This is a genomic window from Endozoicomonas sp. ONNA2, assembly GCF_024606365.1.
In the GTDB taxonomy this organism is placed as follows: Bacteria; Pseudomonadota; Gammaproteobacteria; order Pseudomonadales; family Endozoicomonadaceae; genus Endozoicomonas.
Genome location: NZ_JAHHPO010000865.1, coordinates 1 through 4,654, shown reverse-complemented (window position 1 = coordinate 4,654; position 4,654 = coordinate 1). Strand labels below are relative to the sequence as shown.

General features: G+C 47.7%; 3 protein-coding genes. All 3 read right to left on the bottom strand.

What is annotated here, in order from left to right; all coding sequences use genetic code 11:
• Nucleotides 1-306: 306 nt before the first annotated feature.
• Nucleotides 307-1,578, bottom strand: a complete 1,272-nt coding sequence (locus KDK14_RS15400) for a hypothetical protein (protein WP_257266055.1) — start codon at nt 1,576-1,578, stop codon at nt 307-309.
• 94 nt (nt 1,579-1,672) lie between these two features.
• Nucleotides 1,673-3,919 carry an imidazolonepropionase gene (hutI, locus tag KDK14_RS21505; RefSeq protein ID WP_306671567.1) on the bottom strand — a complete coding sequence of 749 codons (2,247 nt, stop codon included), beginning with the start codon at nt 3,917-3,919 and terminating at the stop codon, nt 1,673-1,675.
• A gap of 45 nt (nt 3,920-3,964) precedes the next feature.
• On the bottom strand, nt 3,965-4,381 hold the full coding sequence (locus KDK14_RS21810) for an RING finger domain-containing protein (protein ID WP_373691092.1): 417 nt from the start codon (nt 4,379-4,381) through the stop codon (nt 3,965-3,967).
• Nucleotides 4,382-4,654: the final 273 nt, after the last annotated feature.

Genomic DNA, 4,654 nt, shown 5'->3' with positions numbered 1-4,654 from the left:
CAACGCAGGAGCAGTTGCCGCGTAGGGCAGTCTATTCTCGGACAGCCTCCTGGCAATAGCCCTGTTATTACTCGTCATTTTGCCTTGCCCATCTGCCCAAAATGACTTGCTCAATCCCATATTCAGAAGGCGGAATTGGTATGAAAGGATAGATCCAATGAGCTTGAGTAGTTAACTAAATGAAATCATATTTTCTGGCTAACGTGTGTTTTTGATCCTTACGAGAGATGGGAAGAAGCACTCCAGCGATGCAATGTTTGAATTATGGTTTCAGAAAATAATTACTGATGTTATTCATGGGGTCCACTATATCTGGAATTTTGGTCCCAGCGTGTACCTGGTAGACTTTTTTTCATGAAATTGGGGTAAGTCTTCTTCTCTGGGTCTGACAGCCAATCGACCAATAAGTATATCCCGTTTAATCGCCGGTTCTGATTCACTATTGGATTTGCTTAATAGTGTTGAGCTTGTAGCGTCTACTATTTTAGCAACTTCATACCCGTGTAAAACTTTAAATTTTATGGGATTGCTGATATTACTACGGTTAAATTCTTCTATCACTTCTTTAGGGTTTACAGGAGAACTATTTTCCTGAGAGCCAAGAGGAGAGCTTTTCCGGAAAAGTAATTGCTGTTGTTGCTCATTGTTGCAGCATTTTATTTCGAAGCCATCAGTTTCTGGTTTAATGTTAATGGTGTATTCTGCATTTTGATTGATTGCATAACCAGCGCCAGGCTTGTTGTCAATTTTACATAACCTCAGGGCTGCAGGCTCTTTACGGTTGATCGAACTAAAAAAAGCGTAAAGGTCATCAGTGATTTCCGGAATCGCACGAATCTGGAATTTAGCATTGGTATTACCAAGACCTTTGCTAGCCAGATAAAGGCATAGATGATCTGTTTGCATGGCTTCGTCATTGACGCTTCTTACAGTGGTAAATAAGTAATCACAATTGTACGCCATTTCATATGACTGATTACCGTCTGTATTAGGCAGGTCATTGAGTTTGCATGTGACAGGATCCTCATGGGGCATCAGGTCTGCAGGAATTTTTGTGGTATGAAAATGCCGGTCAACTTGAAGTGTTATATCCGACTTGATTCTGTCACTTAAATTATTGAGTGCTTTCGCAATAGGGAAAAGCTTTAATTCTTCAGGAGTATATTCCGATTTATAACAAATGCCGGCATAGAAAAAGTTAAAGCCAGTTTCAGCTTCAATTTTATCCGGAGGGTTGTCCAAGGCATGACTCTCTGATAAGACCAGATTTTTTATGGCTTCGTTAAACTCCTCTTCATCTTTTAATGCAAGGTGTGTAATAAACGGATTAGTCTTATCCAGGCTAACTGCTGTTTGTTGTTCTTGAACCGCCGTTGAAATTTCAAACTGAAGTAATTTGTTGAAATGCACATCTCCCTCATTCCTGCTGAAAACCGTTATCGGAGTCGCTGTGAATAGGTCGTAACCATTCCAGGACGCTTTGTTGTTTGCCAATTCCATGCCGATTTGGTTGTCTTTACAAGTATCATCAGCTGGAATATTGTAGGTTTTGGTCAATGAACCGCTTGTTGATAACATTATCAGAATACCCCCTTGTTTTGTGTTTAGAGGGTTGATTTATAAATTAGTTCCATATTGAGTTATTTTTTCGCTACCTTTTTCAGGTGTTGTTCTACCGGTTTTGTCCTGACAATTGATGAATTAACCGTGCCGCCAGTCGGGCCGTATGTGCATCAATATCATGTTTTGGGCAAGTTTCTGCAATATCAAAGAGTTTCAGCTTGCCGCTGTGTTTGATGATATCCAGCAAAGGTTCAACAACCTCCGGTGGAATACCTCTGGCAGCGGGTGCGCTGACGCCGGGGGCCAGGGCGGCAGGGAAGGCATCAATGTCGATGGTCAGGTAAATATGATCCACCCTGTCGATAAATTGCTGAAGATCTTGCTGTAAAGATGACAGGTTCAGCAGTGTCATTTCTTTGTCGAGTCGATAGGTGACACCCAGTGCATCCGCCCGATCAAACAGCGCCCGGGTATTGCTGCTTTCACTGATGCCAAAACAAAGGTAGTTGAACGGAATGCCGTGCTCCCGGGCGTATTCAGAAGCCTGCCAGAACGGCGTTCCTGAGCTGGCCCCCACTTCGGGTAGACGAAGGTCAAAGTGGGCATCAAAATTGATAATGCCAGCATTGACCGGTTTGCCCTTACCCTGTTTTGCCAGATGCATCATCAGTCCCTTGTATGAGGCCCAGCCAATCTCATGGCCTCCGCCCAAACCAACCACTAATTGACCATTGTCTAATAGCTGGCACATCTGCCCGGCATAGTCTTGCTGCGCCTGTTCAAGGTGGCTGCCATTACAGCGAATGTTGGCTGCATCCCAAACCGGGGCAGTGCGATTCCAGGGAAGGTTAGCCAGTGCCTGTCGAATATGGTCCGGCCCCCGGGCAGCTCCGGGCCGACCCTGATTTCTCCGGACACCTTCATCAGACTCAAACCCCAGCAAGACAACCCCTTGTTCACTGCCCGGTGCATAAGGGCGAACCTTCTGATGCCAGCGTTGTGCCGCCTGTGAATCGTCTTCCTGATCGATACGGCCAGACCAGGAGAATGGCGGGTTTCTGCAGATGGTCGATTTCACAACCTGGCCATTTTTTATAATCAGGGATGGGGAGATGCCGGTAAGTCCGGCCGCCAGGGCGGCAGGATGGCTGATGGGCCAGAGTAACAGGTCAGCAGCCAGGCCTGCCCTGATTTTGCCGGTTTTGTTTTGCAGACCCAGTGCCCGGGCCCCATGGCGGGTACAACCGGCCAGTGCCTCGCAGGGCGTCATGCGAAACAGGGTACAGGCCATGTTCATCATCAGTCTTATGGAGGCAAAAGGGGAGGTGCCGGGGTTCAGATCCGTGGCAATGGCCATGGGAATCCCAGCCTCCCTTAATGCTGCAACCGGTGGCAGTCTGGTTTCCCGGAGGAAATAGAAAGCCCCCGGCAGCAAAGTGGCTACCGTGTTGCTGTTCTTTAACGCCTCAATACCGCACTGGCCAAGGTATTCCAGATGATCCACTGACAGCGCATGGTAGTTAACAGCCAGTTGGGTGCCGCCGCTGTCAGAGAGTTGCTCGCCATGGAGTTTGATGTTCATCCCGTGGGCTTTGGCTGCCTTGAATACCCGTTCGGTCTGTTCCGGTGAGAAAGCGATGTTTTCACAGAACACATCCACAGCATCTGCCAGCTGTTCTCTGGCCACCGCAGGAATCATCTCGGTGCATACGTACTCAATGTAATCGTCAGCCCGGTTTTTGTATTCCGGCGCCAGAGCGTGGGCACCCAGAAAAGTACGAAGGACAGTGACAGGGTACTCGTTGGCCAGGAGACCTGCTGCCCGGAGCATTTTGCTTTCGGTTTTCGTATCCAGGCCGTAGCCGGATTTGATTTCCAGCGTGGTCACCCCTTCAGCCAGTAATGCCTCAAGCCGTGGGCGGGCATGATCAACCAACTCTTCAACCGTGGCTGCCCGGGTCGCTTTGACGGTGGCTAGAATGCCTCCTCCCTGTTTGGCGATGGTTTCGTAGCTGACGCCTTCAAGCCGCTGTTCAAACTCTCTGGAGCGGTCGCCGGCATAGACCAGGTGCGTGTGACAGTCGATCAGGCCAGGTGTTAACCATTGCCCTTGTCCATCAATGGTCTCTTTGGCCTTGCTGGCTGGTGGTAATTCCGATTCTTCCCCTGCCCATACAATCTTCCCGTCCTTGAGCAGAACGGCTCCCTGACTGATGCTGTTATAGGGGCAGGTTGACGTGCGAGCCGGATCCATGGTGGCAAGGTGAATATTTCGGATGAGTAGATCGCAGGTGGTCAGTGGTGCATCAGGGTGACTTTTGTTCATGGTATCCGTGTTCAAGGTATCCGTGTTCATGGTGTCCGGCCATTGCAGGAAAAATTCTCGGGATAAAGAGCCATGTTAAATTATCATTCTGGTTAGGTAGGCAAGAAACTGGCTAATTACAAGGGCAAGGATAATTGTTGTGGTAAATCTGTCTATAGACCTCCTGATAGCATTCCGCCTGGCCTCCACCCTGTCCATTGCCTCTACAGCATTCTGCTCAGGCTGCAACCTGTCCATTGTCTCAATAGGAATCACGACATAATTCTGCTCAGGCTCCACCCTGCCCATTGTATCCCTGCCACTTAGTCTGTGTAATTCAAGTGAAGAATATTCATGTCGACATACAGGACAGCTTAGTACTCGCTCTCCCCACCCGGCGATGCATGATCGTCCAAAAACATGTCCACAACTCATTAAAACCGGATCGTGGTTGGAAGCATCATTATATTCTTCCAGACAAATACAGCACCGACTGCTGACATCAATGTTCATCTTAACCTCACAAGAGTCCATGTAATTCTTTAGCAGAATCGTATTTAGCAGAATCGTACAAATTGCACTACCATATTGTATATACAACTATATACAATGAGGCTTTATCAGTAACCTGCGGTTTCTCAAAATAGCCTGGCAAGCCCAAATTGATGCAAATAAATTATGAATCATAGCCTGTTACCGCGTTATCAGCAGATCAAGCACTTTATTCTGGACAAGATTGAGTGCGGTGAGTGGTCAGAATCCCGCAAGGTGCCTTCTGAAAATGAA